Genomic DNA, 15,473 nt, shown 5'->3' with positions numbered 1-15,473 from the left:
CAGGCCCGGGAAGCTGCGAAGAACGGAGAGTCGGCTGAAACCATCGAGGATTGGCTCTTCCGATACTATCGTACGGAGCAATACCCCGACTGGTGGATGCCGTCAGAGGAACAGATTGAGCAAACCCCGAAGCTCAAGCTCTACCCACTCACGAACGAAACAGTTCACGAGTACGAGACCACTCAATCTCTCTCCGTGTTTCCGGAGGACGCTCGAGCCGTCCGATTCGCGGCAACTCATAACGCGACGGTGAACGAACTCCGGATGGCCCTCCTCAACTACTACGCCGTTCAGTGGGATCAGGGCTGGCGGCCGGACTCAGAATCATCCACGACCACCACAGCCAACACATCCGTAGGAGGCGGCTCAAACGGAGGAGAATCGGAGGCTACCGCCGGGTCGAGTTCAAGCCCCGCTTGGTATGCTCCGTACCTTAGTGGGATCGTCGACGCCGCAAATCAATTTCGTGGATGGATGAGAGGAGTGCAGGAGTTCATCGGTGGGCTCCTCATTTGGAGCTTCAAGAATCCCATTATCGCAGGGATTGTCATCTTCACGTCTCTCGTCGTGTTCCTCCTTCTCGGAGTCGCACGGCGGATGCGGCGGACGTGGACGGCGATGCTTGCGGTCTGGTCTCGATTCGTCCGCGCGATCGTCTGGGTGGCCGACACTATTGGCATCGGAACGATCCGGCGAACACAAATCAAATTCTTCCGATTCCGTCGCACCCTCAACGTCTATGCTCACGCGTTCGCAGCGATGACTGGCTGGGCAATCCGCGAAGGGTTTCACCGTGTCGACCGTACGATCACAGACTACGTCACCGACGAAGACTCCAGCACGTGGTCGTATATCGCACCACCCGCTCACGCACGCGCCAGTAGCGCAGCTGATGCCGCCGTCTCGGAGACAACGTATGCGAAGAGCAAGCGCCTCCTTGATCCTCTCGATGCACCAGCCGTGTACGAACTCGATGAGGATGAACCACCGCGACCAGGAGACGACCTCTGGTACCGCATTACGGCCTCCGATCAACCGGCCTCACCGGAGACAATCACTAAACAGATCGAAGGTCTACCCAATCTCACTGACGGGCTGGAAGTCATCATCCGATCGGCACCTCATGACCCCGAGATCGGAGGAGAAGAAAGCGAGCTTCAAACTACTGAAGGCGATGGCACCCGACTCGCAATCGAGGTTCTAATCCACTTCATCGAGGACGGCCAGACGAGCACGCTCGACCGGACGAAGCACAACTGGGTACGACAAGCCTTCGGTGGTCCCGACTACGACGTCACGCCAGTCTCGACGACGCTCCAGCGACTCCTCCGCGCCCGGCCGTACCGGCGGTGCAAGCATCTTCTCGGGAATGATGCGCCCCCATCAGCGACGTTCCCTTGGAGTAACGCGCAATCATCGGACGCCGCGACAGACGGTGGGCGGACTATCGGCGAGGACACGCCCACACCGAGCGAACGCGCAGCTGCAGCCGAGGCGATTCCTCAACGGTACTTCCGAGAGCATCTTGAGGATCAGTTCACTGCGGTCTGCCCGGAAGCGCCCGTGAGCTATCCACTCGGCTCCCGAGGAACCCGCCGCTGGGACTTCCTCCAGCGACTCAACGTCTTCGACGAAACCGCTGCCGAAGAAGCCCCTCCGATGGAAGCCGCTCTCGATGCCCTCCTTGAGACCGACGAACCCGCACTTCTCCGTGCCCGGATTACATCCGCAGGCGACCTTAGTGATCTCATTCGGCAGAAACTCGACGTCATCGAGGGTGAGGAAAGTACCCAGTTCGACAAACGAACGAATCGCCGTGGGCGTAGCCGTGCGACACCAAGCTCAGGAGAGAATACCACCGAGGAAGACCGGGCTGCTGCTCGAGAACGAGAGAGTAGTCGGGTCCGTGGGGAAGTCGCGAGCGCGGAAGGGACACGGAACGAAGAACTCCAGAACAAGGGTGTAACTCGGAGTTTCAAAGTCACGATGGATGTCTTCACCCAACCCACACCCTTCTTGAATGATGCCCTCGAAGAGACTGCTGGAGGGTCAGTTGAACCCTCCTCAGAGGCCCACCCCGTCCCCTCCCCCCTCTTCCATTCAGATGGGGACTCCACCTCTGCCTCGACAAATACGGCGAGTGACGGGGGCGTCTTCACCGAAGAACAGCCCGACCTCAACGAGATAGACAGTACTGCCGATCTATCTGGTTCCGACGCCGACATCGAGACCTTAGCGAGTCGTGGTGACACTCTTCGAGTGACTCCCGAGACGCTTGCCGAAGCCGCAGCCAGCCAGCGGACTACGGCTCGCGACGACGCCTGGCGGCTCGCAAAAACGTGGGCGACTGCTGCTGACGGCGAGTTCAACAAGCTCACTGAACCACCAGAGAACAGCCGCCTCGCAAAGTGGGCACGGCAGTTTGGATGGCGGAGACATACGCTCGGACAGCTCCGTGACTCGTACCGTTTCCACCGCGCTCAGGAGTATGCTGGTAGGGCACCCACATTCGGCCTACACTACTCTCTCCGTCGCCGCTGGCCGATCGTCCTCGCCGCCGCCGACGAACTCCCTTCGTTCACAGCACTCCCGAGTACCAGCGCTGTCTCGGACGACCTCGCAGCCCATATGGAACGCCAACTCTCCCACACAGCCCCACTCTCTGAACTCTCTCCTGCCGAGGACAACGAAATCATCGGTACGGACATTGACGGGGCCACGCTCGGCTATGCGTTCGATCGTCTCCACGCTCGCGACCTCGCTCGTCCCGTCAAACATCGCACGGACTATATGGACCGGTCGATCCTCCACCAAGGGCTCCCCGGCTCCGGGAAGTCTGTCGACCAAGCTCACGAGATCGTCGAGCGTCGGAAGGCCACGAACGGCCCCATCATCATCTACGCCGGCCCTGGCGCAAACGTCGGTGAACTCGCTGTGCGCGGTCTCTTGGATGAATTCGGCGAAGACTGGGTGCGCGAGCACGTCCACTGGTTCGATATGCCCGAGGTCCTCCCCGGACTAACGGTCTTTGACACACGACCCGCCCAACAGGCTGACGACGCCCACGGCAACCCCGAGGCCGCAGAGAGCGTCGCAACCGACGACACCTCTTCCCAGCGCCCTGATATCGCTTCCAAGGACACCAGTTGGGAGACACACGGCTCACAGGTTATGCAGACTGTCCGGAAGATAGCCGAACTTCTGATGGGTGAGAGCGACTTCCAGAACGCCCGCGTGTCCCGTGATGTCCTTCGAGCCCTTGGAACAGCCGGTTTCTCACCGCATACATACCCGACAGGCGTCGACGGCACGCCTGCGTACCAGCGGAACGGTAGCGACACCAGCAGTAACACACTCCCAACTGCTGACGACCTCGTGAACGGCGAAAGTCACTCCAATGATGGAAATGAGGACGATTCAAGATCGCGCCAACCGACTGTGATGCCGTTCCGCTGGGGATACGACGCCAGCCCGTACGTCTACCCTCTCTGGCAGCTCCAAGAGCAGACCCAGCAGGTCACCGAACTGACGAGGTTGATGGACCCGGACATCCCGATCAACCCCAAGGAAATACTGCCTGATCCGGGCTCGCACGCAATCAAGCGGAATATGGAGACGCCGTTTAACAACCAACAGCACACCGCCCAGCAGATCCTCGGCGGTGTCACTAACCGTCTGAACGCGCTTACGACGGACGCCCGGCTCGCACCCCTCTTCAATAACACGACCCGGCGGTTCTCCTTCGCCGACTTCCTCTCTGGCGACCGCCAGAACGACGTCCTCATTTTCGACGTCGAGGACCTTGACCCGGATGCCCAGCGTGACTTCGTCCTTACACACGAACTCCTAATGCAGTACGAACTCGAACTCTACAAGTCCTTCCTCAAAGAGGAGGCAACTGCGGACGATTACTACGTCAGCGTCTTCATCGACGAGGCCGGCCGCCTCGTCGAGCCGGATGACCTTGCGAAGATGATCGCCGTCGCCCGCAACCACTCTGTCTCCCTCTCACTTGCCGTCCAGACGCCCGACCAGCTCTTCGACGCCGACACCGACAACAGTGTTGGCGACGACCCGACGTACGCCGAGATCATCGGTAATATTCAGACGACCGTCGTGCGTGCCGGTGAAATCACGCGTCAGCAGGCAAAGGCGCTTTGTCCGGCCGACCTCGAGGTCGAGGACTTCATGGATCACGTCCGTGATCTCCCCGTCGACCACCGGCTCGTCCAGTATCCGACACCTTCCGAAGGAACACGGTCTCAGACCATCGAAATCGCCCGCATTCCCCTTCCGAACTGGCATCAGGATGCCGAGGAACCCCCCGAAGGCTACGATTCTCGCGAAAATTTCGAGGGGGCCTTCCGAGAGGTTCGTGCCGACGTCATCGACCAGACGAACGAAGAGTACGGAATCCCCGACGACGAGTCAGAATCGGCTGTCCGTAACCGGGCGATTCTCAACATCCCCGAACTCGCCCACCATCTCACAATAGACGACCCACTCCTCCCGGTTGTCCTCGCGTGGGCGACTTGGATAGTCGCTCGTGACCCACCCAACGGGCCCGGTGAAGAAACTCTGCACAGCGTCTCCAACACCGACAGCAAGCTCCCTGACCTCGAAGACCCAGTTGAACCAAATAATGATTCGACGGCAGAGGACTCCCCGGCTGAGGAAGTCAGCGCGATAGATGTCCTGTCGGATGATGCAGGACCCGATGAATACACAGCTGAATCGGTATCTGCCAGTCGCGAGAACGATTCTCCATCCACTACGAGCGAGCAGCCAGATACGCTGTTCGACTCAGGTGGGTGGGCTCGCGACCAGTGGGATGAGGCGAAGACCGAGCTCACCCAATCCAATACCGAGCGCCAGACTCCTCCCTCGGCCGCTGAGAGCTCAGGGCCTGCGTCCAGTCTTCATCACGTCCTGAAGGGCAGTATGACGACTGACGAGTGGGAGGAGCTTACCGACCTCCTCGAGAAGGGGAAATCACTTTCCCCAGAGGAATGGGCGATTCACACCGACCTCCCGACGTACCGGAAAGACGAGAAATCCATCCAAGCCCGTGCGCTCAACAGCCGCGTCGCGACTCTCCTTAACCAAGGTATCCTCACCGAGGATGAAGTGGCCCGGATTCAGGAACTCATCGATCTCGCACGGGATACCGGGAACTGGCCACCGACTGCGGTTCGTGATCGTCTCGACACGAAGTCCGAAACTGCGCCAGCAGACGAATCAGCTCTCGAACAGCAAAATGCCACTGTGAGTAACGAGAGTGTGTCCGCGGCGATCGAACGCCGCCGGACCAGTGAGAGCAATTCTGTTGGGATCGACCCATTCGATGGAGAGGAACCACGACCCGGGACGTACCGCTGGGTGCGCCTTGACGAGATGTACCGCCGGCTTCGCCTCGAAGTCGAGAAAGTCCTCGCCACAGAGGACCTCAACGAGGGAGAACGTAATCGTCGCCGCGATGCCCTCCCCTCGCTCAAGGCGTGCGCCGATGAGATCGAGGCGTTAGGCACCATTATGACCCATCGGGGCGTCGCTGGCGACACTCCCATCCCGGAAACAGACGGTATCTTCGAGATCGAACTCGCGAAGCACCGTGACGACGTCCCCGGCGACGAGGGCTACGCCATTCGGTTGACTCCCGAGGGTGCTCGTCTCCTTCTTGAAAACGTCTTTTCGACTGGCTGGGTTGCAACCGCTGGGACCGATACTCACGATACCGGCCTTCGGGACGCTATGACGGCACTCGAAGACGCAGTCCCCACCCGAGTCAGTGGCCGGATCATCGACCAAGACACCGGGGACATCCCGGACGCCGTCCTCACAGTCTTCGCCAGCGAGCCTACGGAGTGCTTCGCTGACGACATCATCTTATGCACAGTCGAAGAGGAGACCGACCCACGTCGACACCCCACGAAGAAACTCCGTAACCTCAAGAAGGCGCTTAACACTACTACGAAGAGTGGCGAATGTCGCCTCCCCATCTTCGTCGCCGAAACACCGTGGGACGAAGACGCGGGGGGCCCCGACCTTGGACCTGCCACCGCATTATCGAACATCCTCCGTGATCCGATGAACACTCAGTGGTCGGGTCGCCGGTTCTACTCGCAATCGAACACGCCAATCGACTTCGACGGCGGCGCCCGCGACGGCGGTGTCACCGCTGTCGTCCCCCGATCGGACACAGAGAGCGCCGGCGCGTCGATCTGGGTTCGCGACCCGGACCCCGACTCGGACGACTGCCTCCTCGTCGCCCCGACCGCCGACAACATCGGCCATCCCGATGACGAGGATATACACCTCCGTATCGCTCCCGGTGACTTCCAGAACCTCACTCCCTCGAGCATCCCGTACCGGGCGACATGTCCCCCGGGAAGCGCAAACGAATCAGCTCGCTATATCGTCGAGACTCCGGGTAGCGAGCAGACGTACAAGTACGAGACGGAAGAGCGATTCCGTGAGGATTGGGTCCGCGTCAACAAGCCATTCGTACCCGACATCGAATTCCGGCACCCGGACTACCCGGAAACCGCATATGCCATCCTCGTCCGATACGAGCCGCCCCGCGCCGGCGACGATGCACAGGCACGTATCGCCTGGTTCGATCATCGGACCTCGGGCGACGAGGAGATGGGGACGCTTCGGCCCGTCGAGGACCTCATCGAAGCGATTCAGACGGGCGAACTCAAGCCGGCGTCCGCTGGCCCCGGAACGGCACCCGAGAGGACTCACGAAGACGAAGTCTCGACCGACGAAGCGCAAGACTCTGAAGTGGATGAGGAAGACACTGGCGCGTCATCATCGACGGACGAGGCACCAGACGAATCCACTCCCGAGCCATCCGACAACAAGGACGAAGAGCTTGACGGCGATGATACTGACTCAACGCAGTCCGAGGAGGGAGAGACAGACGATACTTCCGAACCACTCCAGGATGAGGGGAAAGCAGCTACCGCCGCGTTCATCGCGGCTTACCTCCGTCCTGCACCGAACAACGTCGTGGACGTGGATGTCGCCTTCGACCGTTGTCAGGAATTCGCGAGCACGCACAACCTCGTCCCACCAGAATCAGAGGACGAGTTCGCAGAAACGATCGATTCCCTCTTCGATGCGTTCGACACGGACACCGGTATCGACGGAGACCTCTTCGACATCGATCGCGACGTCATCAGTGCCCTCGAAGAGGGATTCAATATCGTCTCAACGTCAGGTGGAAACGAAGACAGCACTCGAACCGTTATATTGGGTGTGAAGATGGTTGATCCCACAGAAGAAGACACGTCGTTCTTGACGGAAGCAGCGCCCGAGCAGTCGGCAGGTGGTGCGGCGTTCATTGCGAACCAGCTCACGTCCGACCCTGACGGAGCGCTTCCGAGTTCGGAAACCTATGACGAATACGTCGACACCGTCACCGACTGGGGATTCGAGTCTCTCCCTGACCGAGGTTCGAGTGTGACGTTCAAACGGTTCCTCCAAATCTGGGGTGCGGCGCTGTTCGGCGTCTCGGTCGAACGGAAACGCCGGCGGATCGACGGGTCGCCTACGCGGTGCTATACGCACCTCGAGTGGCGCGAGTAGCCTCTTGATTTTCTCTCTCAGTCTACCGCCTCGATCTCCCGTCTAATACTATGAACTCAAAATCATATTTCCGATAATTTCCCTTGTGACGGTGTCACTTAATCCTCGATTTTCTAGAACTATTACTGAATAGCATATTTTGGAGAAACCACCGGACGGCACGGTAATACAAAACTGGAACGGTAAATCGGAACGCGAATCTCTGAGGACTCACAAAATCACCATATAGCGTCGGGATGGTAAACTGGAACGTCAATCATTAGCATACACTCCCGCAAAGACCGGATCCTTTTGCAAACTGGAACACCGTGCAGTCTTGCGGTTTTCACCGGAAACCTGGACACATCTACGCACCACCACACACCAGCATCTCGATAAACTGGAACGCCGCGCTGTCTTGCGATTTCGCGCCTATAGTCAACTCCGTGCTCAGAACACCCTTCGAGCGGCTCTCCGCACTCTCGAAACTGGAACGCTACGCAGTCTAGCGATTATCCCCGGCTATTGAGAAACTGGAACACCCCCTTTCCCACTAGTATAGAGGGGGCGGATTCGTGTGAAAGGGGGGTACCGATGTGTTCCGACGAGCGGGTACCCTGGCAGCGGGTACAGTCTGGCCCCCTGGGCGGTCGTCGAAGACGAGTGTCTGATGCGTATCAGATTGTAGAGAAGTCGGTAGCCGAAGCAGGGAGCGAATAGCCGTTGTGTGTCGCGTGGAGAGCACGGCCTGTCGTAACGTAGGAGCTGGTGGGTGGCGTCGAGGTGTAGCATCGAGCGTGCGTGGCGAACGTACGGCGTTGCGTATGAGCGAGTGGGAGTGGATGGTCGTATCGCGGTGGTGCCTACACTGGAGTCAGCTGGCTGTCGCGCGCGGACGTCAGGATACGTATCTCAACCAAGCCAGGGACGTGCCGCGTATCGCGGCTCTCGCCTCGTGGTTCATTCTCGACGTGAGGGCCGGGCACGGTGACGTCGACACCGCGAGGGGCTGTCGGCAGTACTCGAGGCTGGGGATCGCGCCGTCGTGAGACGCCGTGGGCTGTCGATAGAGCATAGCGGTGTGGCCTCGGCGGCCGAGTGGTCGCTGTCGCCACCGCGTTCCGGTGTGATGGCCGCCGGCTCGCTGCTCTGGCGCGTATGTATGGCCGATCGGTGTGTCTCGAGAAGGGTGCCGCGCGCGTCGGGGTCGCGCGCGCTTTGGATCGAGACCGCCGCGACGAGCAGAGCTCGTCGGACGGTCTCCGTGGGTGAATCAGGACCGCGTCGCAGCGGCGGCTGATTTCCGGGACCTGCTCCACACGCTCTGGCCGCTGACGGCGGGCCGCGATTTCGGGGAATCGCGTAGCTTTCCCCGAAATCGGCCGCCTCACCGGCCAGTCCGTGGGAGCCGATGTCGTCCACTCACCCGCCGAAGTCCGCGGATTGCGCGGTCACGAGACACCGACGCGAACCGGACCCTACCCGCGAGCGCAACCCGCTCGCGGGTCCCTTCCAGTCCGCGACGGCGTCTCGTAACACCGCTCATCGAGCGGATTCGGCGGCCTCGGGAGACATCGGGTCGTGCTACGACCAGGTTTCCTCACTCGGTCGGCCCCCTTGCGCTGGCGCGTGCAGTAGCGCGCGCCGCGCACTCACCGGGAGGGGCCGCCGGAGCCACCAGCGATTTCCGCGGACCCTACCCGCCCCCACCGGGGCGGGTCCCTTCCACGGAAATCGGGCGCCTCTGTCGGCCTCCCGGTGAGTCGGGGCGAAGCCGGGCACGGGGCCTGCCGAGCCGAAGGCACGGGAGATCGCGTCGCTCACTCCGTTCGCCTGAGTCATACGTCGCCAGCACGCTGAACCGGACCGGGTCACGATTTCGCGCGGATACCTTCCCACGCTCGCAAGCTCGCGCGGGCCCCTTCCACACGAAATCGACCGGTTCAGCGCGCGGCGACGCACGACTCAGCCCGGCCATATGCGGCCGATTCATCTGCGTTCACCGACCCGCACCCGGACCTCGATTCCGGCAGACACTACCCGCCTTCGGCGGGTCCCTTCTCCCGGAATCGGCCGTGCGCGGCTGGTTCACGTTGTTCATCGGCCGCATCTGCCGGGTTCGCGACTCCCGTACCTCGGCGGGCAGGGCCCCGCACCGGGCTTCGTTCTGGCGGTACGGGCCACCCGCCAGAAGCCGCCGAGCAAAAATTAATTTCTTTCCTCTTAAGCGTCCACGGGACGGGCGGGGGAAGCCGCCGTGCCGTTCCTGACCTGGCACGATCTCAGCGGACCCTACCCGCGCTCACACGTTCGCGCGGGTCCCTTCCACTGACATCGGCCAGCTCACGACGGCAGCCGGCTCCCCTGCCGGTACCCGACGGCGCTCGCGCTATCACACACGCGCGAGCGCCGTCGTTCCGACAAGCTCGAGGCCCTGACGCGGGCCGCGATTCCGCGGAGATACTTCCCGCGCTTCGCGCGGGCCCCTTCTCCACGGAATCGGCCGCCTCAGTACCTCTCGCCGTGTCGGAAGGAACGCTTAAGAGGAAACCATCCCCCCACTTGTCGGATATGAACTGCACGTCTTGGGGAGACCACTTGCCGGATGCCTCTGGCGCGTGCATTCCCCTGATCGCGGCCGCCTTCGGCAGACACTACCCGCCTTCGGCGGGTCCCTTCTCCCGAACGCGCCCGCGTCAGGGGTGCACCCGCCGGACGCCTTCCAGCTTGTGGCGCTGGGCGCGGGCCTCGATTCCGGCAGACACTACCCGCGGCGCATCCGATCGGTGCGCCGCGGGTCCCTTCTCCCGAAATCGGCCGCGCCAGCGGCCAAGACGCACAGTCCCTTCCAACTGTTGAGGGGGATTGAAATCATAGAGTCAGGTAGCCCGTGACAGGGCGTCGGGCCGTCGGCAGGCTGCGCCGGGCGGTCGGCGTGCGGAACGTCGGCCGCTCCGGCGCGCCCCGCGGTGGGTTTGTTCGCCCCTCCGCGGGGTGAAGGGTGTACGAATACACCCGTCGGTCGGCGGTCAGAAGACGGGCGCGATGGAGCGCGCCCGACAGGGGATCACTCCCCGTGAAACAGCAATGTCTAGTTTCAACTCAGGGCAAAAAAGCCCATCGGCGGTTGGACAGCCTGACAAGTACGACGAACTCGAGATGGATCTGCTCTACAGCAGTCCCCATCTGGAGAACGGCGATAACGTGGTCGGTGTGGACATCGACAAACGGCCCCCGACCCCGAACGACGAACCGGTCCAGGACAGCCAGGGGCAGGAACTTGTCCCCGGAAACTACGCGCGAGAACGCTCGGCGCGGATGGACGCGCAATATCGGGCGGCTGCCTCACAGCACGAAACGTCGGACGAGGACGACCAAGCTGACGAGACGGGGCTCCCCCACAGGCGCGAGATGACCGGCCGCGCAGGTGGCACCTACGCGGACGTTCAGGCAGTGATGCACGGCCAGCAGTTGGGCGACGTCGTTGAGGGCGATGTCGGCGAGTTGGTGCGTGGTGTCTCCACTGGTGTCTACTGGGAGCAGGCACTCGCGGAAATGGACGTCCCCGAGCCTCGACGCGACCTGCAAGCGCCGTTCGCGGAGGTGTCCCCGGAGCACTACACGCTGGCGACTGAAGAGCGAATGCGTGGCGAGTTCGAGGCCGATGAGCGGAACCGCGCGAAGGCGATCGCGGCTGAGGTGGCGGGCATCAACCGGGCGGCGCGGTCGCGGGACGATATGCGGACGCGGCAACCGATTCGCCACTCCGTCTCAGAGAGCGACGACCCGTGGGAGGGCCCGCCGGCAGAGACGGTCGGCGTCAAGCGGGTCGACCCGGCAGACGACGAACCGGTCACGACGACGTCCGTGAGTGACGCCCCTGACCCACGGGCGTCACTCGACCAGGAGACGCTCGCTCAGGTGAACAAGGGTGCCGCGCGACTGGCCGAGCACTTCCAAGGCGAAGCAGCGATGTCCAGAGCGACGTTCGGGAAGTGCATCGCCCGGCACATCCAGGACGGGTCGGACGTGATGAACGCGACGATCGCCGTCAAGGAGACACTCGAGCGGATGTCCGAGATCAAGCAGCCCATCGGGTCGATCGATCCCTACGAGCAGTGGGAGACGACGGTCGAGGCGGAGGTGACCACGCTGTGGACGCCGAAGCATCGGTCGCAGTACCAGGTGGGATTGGTGCAAGACGAGGCCGGCGACACGGCGAAGTTCACGGTCTGGTTCGCGGCGGGTGACAAGCCGACGCTCGCGGTGGGCGACCGGATTCGGGCGGAGCGGGTGCGTGTCAACGCCTACAAGGGTGATGCGACCCTGGCAGTCGTCGGTGATACGGACCTCACCATCCTCGACCGGGGTGACGGCCCGATGACGCGGCGGAAGCGGCAGTCGGATGATCCGACAATCGCTCCGTGGTCGGCCGATAGCGACCAGCACGCGTGGATCAACCACATCGATATGGAGCGGGCGACCGAGGTCACGCTCGGACGGCGGGACGACGAGTAAGCCATCGCTCGGTCGCTTTATTTGCGCGTACCCCGAGTAGTCCTCTGGTAGGCATCGCAACCGGCTGGTTCGTGTGTGGCTCCCGGCACCCACTACCCACCGCCCCGCCCACCGCTCCGTGCTCGCGACCCGAGCGTCGCTGCGCGCGCAGCCACAACCTCGACAGCACCGCGTGGTCCGTGGGGGCGCTCGGCGACGCCATCACCCGTGGCGACCGACGTGAGTTTGTCCCTCCCAACAGGGGGTGAGGTGACTTCACAGATGTCCAGTGCAGCAGCTCCCCGTGAGCGATCGCGACCGCGTCAAGCACAGCTGTCGGACTTTCGTCAGTCACCCCGCGAACCGGGACTCTACGAGCCACCGACGATCGAGGAGGACGACTGGTGGCCTGGGAAGGCAGGTGAAGATCGATGACCGAACGGACGCTTCGCATCGAACGGGCGGTCAACGAGCTGATGAACGACCTTCCGGCTGACGTCGCGTCCGAGGACATCATCGACCAGCATATGCAGCGACTCGTCGCGGACTACGGTCTCTCTGTCGATCGTGCACAGACGGCCACTCGGCAGTACCTCACTGCGTCCCGCGAGGGAGTGGCGGAGTACCTCGTCACCCATCTCGCTCGGACGACTGAGACGCCGCCGACCCGTGACGCGGTCGTCGAGGATCTCGAATTCCTCGCCAACTGGAGTGTCCCTCTCGAGGACGCCTCTGCTGTCGTCCGCCGGAAGTACGACCCCGCGGACCCGGCTGATCCCGACTCTGGCCTCGACTCGGCAACGGGCGTTCCAACGGGTGCAACCGATGCTGAGGTCGCGGCTGCGATCCCCAGTCTTGACGACCACTCGTGGTCGTCCACATCCGACCGCGCCGACCCTGGCCCCGACGACTCAGATATCCTCGACGCCGATTCGCGGGAGACAGATGACGGCACCGCCGCCCCTACCTACAGACGCATTTGGAGGACACGGATCGTCGCCCGTCTCGCCTCGACGATCCGCACCGCTCGCCGGAGGCTGGCCGAGCATCGTCTCTGACCAACGACCGAACGCACCGCACGCGGTTTATCCCCCCGCGGGGGGTGAAGGGGGACTCACGACTATGCAGGTAATGAGCCGAATCCCGGCGCTCGTGGCGACACCCACCACCCGCGTTCCCGTCGCAACGGCGGTTTATTTCCCCCGGATTGGGGTGCAGGGGCGTGAGCAGGAAGGCGCGCAGGGCGTCGACCTGACTCGAGACGTCCCACCAGCCGATTCCCGAACGCGAATCGGAGTGACCAATGATGGCAGTAGCTAATTCCATTCCCGACGAAGCGGCAGAGCTCGCTGACCAATTCCCGGACGATGTCGACGTAGACGAAGCAGAGATCGCCGAGCGATTCTCGATGCTCGTCGACGAATACCGCGTCCCGAAGGACGAGGCCGTCCGCACCACGCGGAACTACTTCCTCGACGCGTACGGACTCGAGTACGACGATCTGGACGGCCAGAGCGGTTCTAGCGGTCCGGCCGACGAGCGCGATATCGCGACCGTTGAGGGTCCGAACGAATGGCTCTCGGTCACGGCGAAGGTCGTCCAGCTCTGGGACAATGACGTCGACTCCATCGCTCAAGTCGGCCTCATCGGTGACGAGACCGGCACCATCAAGGTGACCGTGTGGGAGTCCGCCGACGCACCGACCATCGAGGAAGATGGCGTGTACCGATTCGAAAACGTCGTCTCCGACGAGTACCAGGACCGACTCAGCGTCCAGGTCAACTCCGCGTCCGACATCGTTCCCGTCGACGACGAGGACGCCGCCGACCTCGAAGTCGGCTCGACCGATATCGAGGCCGCTGGCGCAGTCGTGGCTGTCCAACCCGGAAGCGGCCTCGTCAAGCGATGTCCAGGCGAGGACTGCACGCGCGTTCTCCAGAACGGGCGCTGCTCCGAACACGGCGAGGTCGACGGTGAGTTCGATCTCCGAGTGAAGGCGGTCATCGACGACGGCCAGACGGCCTACGACGTCCTCTTCAATCAGGAAGCCACCGAGGATCTCACCGGCATCACCATCGAGGAGGCCAAGCAGATGGCGATGGACGCTCTCGACACGAGCGTCGTCGCCGACGCCGTCGAAGAGGAGATCCTCGGACACTCCTACACGGTCTCCGGGCCGGTCATCGGCAACTACCTCGTGGTCAACGACTGCGAGGAGGGGAACACGCTTTCCGAAGACGCTGTCTCGCCCGGCAGTGCAGCGAACGGTGATCGCGAGGTCGCCAAGCGCGTCTTCGCAGAAGAATTCAACAACGCAACGAGCACTTTCACCGAATCCGACGAAGACCGTGCGCCCGTGTACTCGCTGCTGCCGTCGGGTGAGAAAGCCAATCGCGTCTTCGTGGTCGGAACGCTGACCGAGACGACGGACGTCGGCAACGACTCCGAGTACTGGCAGGCCCGCATTGTGGGCCCGACCGGGACGTTCTTCGCCTACGCTGGGCAGTACCAGCCCGAGGCTGCCAGCGTCCTACGGAACGCGGAAGCCCCGGCGTACGTCGCAGTGGTCGGCAAGGCGCGCACCTACGAGACCGACGACGGTGACGTCAACGTCTCCATCCGTCCCGAGTCGATCAACATTGTCGACGGTGAGGCTCGGGACGCGTGGGTCGCGGAAACCGCCGAGCAGACGAAGGCACGGCTCGAGGCGTTCGACCCCGACGACCCCACCGAGAACGACGACGAGCGCAACTACGATGCGATGGCGGTCGACCTCTACGACCCTGACATCGATGCCTACGAGGCGATGGTCAGCAACGCTCTCGACGACCTCGAGGCTGGCGAGATCAACGAAGGAGAGGACGACGAGTAGGGCGGCGCACTCCCCGCTGACGCTGTCTCTCCCTCCGTCGTTCGACTCGTCTCACGCACTTCCATATCCACGCTTCGGGGGGTTTCTCCCCGGCAAGATTTTTTCGCAAACGCTCCCGACCCACCCCGAGCTCGGTCACGATGTAGAAGCGGCTGTCGACGCCGCGAACAACTGGCTCATCGACGAAGCGCAGTCCCTCGCATTTGTCGACGAAAAAGAATCGACCGTGGACTACTCAATCTCCGTCGAGTACCTCTAATCATCTAGAGCCGTCCGCTCGCGTATCGGACAGGCAGTAGTTTGTTCTCCCCTGCCGAGAGTGAGGGATTTCCTATGACCGACAATCGTGACGGACAGTCTCCGAACCAGCACTCGGATAACTCCGTGCTCGCCGATGAGGAGTACGACCCCCTCGCGGAGTACAAACCGTACGCCGTCACTTCGCCGAGCTCGAATGGCATTGCTCATCACGTGCATACGAGTCGCCGTCCGGACTGGAAGCCGGGGCAGCCGTGCCCGCACTGTGGATCGA

The 15,473-nt window shown here is 62.4% G+C and carries 5 protein-coding genes and 1 pseudogene; all 6 read left to right on the top strand.

Going from position 1 to position 15,473, the window contains the following annotated elements; all coding sequences use genetic code 11:
• Positions 1-96 precede the first annotated feature (96 nt).
• The 6 genes and pseudogenes from J2754_RS10550 (at position 97) to J2754_RS16605 (ending at position 14,941) form a co-directional block, all read left to right on the top strand.
• Positions 97-7,593, top strand: a complete 7,497-nt coding sequence (locus tag J2754_RS10550) for a P-loop NTPase family protein (protein WP_211087390.1) — start codon at positions 97-99, stop codon at positions 7,591-7,593.
• Positions 7,594-8,396: 803 nt separating this feature from the next.
• Positions 8,397-8,621, top strand: coding sequence for a hypothetical protein (locus tag J2754_RS10545; RefSeq protein WP_089768568.1), 225 nt, complete (start codon positions 8,397-8,399; stop codon positions 8,619-8,621).
• A gap of 2,110 nt (positions 8,622-10,731) precedes the next feature.
• Complete coding sequence (locus tag J2754_RS10540) at positions 10,732-12,090, top strand: hypothetical protein (protein ID WP_089768570.1); 1,359 nt, start codon at positions 10,732-10,734, stop codon at positions 12,088-12,090.
• 410 nt (positions 12,091-12,500) lie between these two features.
• Complete coding sequence (locus J2754_RS10535) at positions 12,501-13,127, top strand: hypothetical protein (protein ID WP_089768572.1); 627 nt, start codon at positions 12,501-12,503, stop codon at positions 13,125-13,127.
• 248 nt (positions 13,128-13,375) lie between these two features.
• Positions 13,376-14,287 (top strand): annotated as a pseudogene (locus tag J2754_RS16185) (replication factor A); the annotation flags it as partial.
• Positions 14,267-14,941, top strand: coding sequence for an RPA family protein (locus J2754_RS16605; protein ID WP_235853667.1), 675 nt, complete (start codon positions 14,267-14,269; stop codon positions 14,939-14,941). The pseudogene J2754_RS16185 and the gene J2754_RS16605, both read left to right, overlap by 21 nt.
• Positions 14,942-15,473 lie beyond the last annotated feature (532 nt).

The organism is Halarchaeum nitratireducens (assembly GCF_017874695.1).
Classification (GTDB): Archaea; Halobacteriota; Halobacteria; order Halobacteriales; family Halobacteriaceae; genus Halarchaeum; species Halarchaeum nitratireducens.
This window is presented reverse-complemented; position numbering and strand designations above follow the sequence as displayed.